The 503-nt window shown below is 44.5% G+C and carries 1 protein-coding gene; it reads left to right on the top strand.

The genetic code is table 11. From position 1 onward, the window contains the following. The coding region (locus AC1EK4_RS11985) for an IS30 family transposase (protein WP_480358418.1) at positions 1-503 on the top strand (503 nt) is incomplete at both ends.

The raw sequence follows: 503 nt of genomic DNA, 5'->3' as shown, positions 1-503 counted from the left end.
GGAGAAAAGAGATTGCCGCAATCATCGGCATCAGTCAGTCAACACTCTCACGTGAAATCAAACGCAACAGTACGTCAACGGGAAAGTATATTTGGACAAAGGCGCACGATATGGCTATGCAGCGCAGAAAGAGAACGGTAAAGAACGCCAGGCTCTCCGACGAATTACTCTGGAGGATTAAGGAATATATCACCAATGACCAGTGGTCTCCACGACAAATATCAGGTTATCTGCGCAAGAGTGAGGGGATAAAGGTGTCCCACCAATCCATTTATAATATCATCCATAATGATACAACAGGGGAACTTGCCAAACACACAAGACATAAGATGAAATACAGGAATCGTCCCAAGGGCAGACATCTTCCAATTAAAGACAGGTTGAGTATCCATGAAAGAAGTAAGGAAGTTGACGGGAAGAGATTCGGAGATTTTGAGATGGACTTAATCGTAGACCCTGACCAGCATGCCATACTCACACTGGTGGAGAAATCCACCAATATG

The sequence above is a fragment of the Prevotella sp. C0026C3 genome (assembly GCF_056590795.1).
The sequence above is the reverse complement of the archived record's forward strand: the minus strand, read 5'-3'. Positions and strand labels throughout refer to the sequence as shown.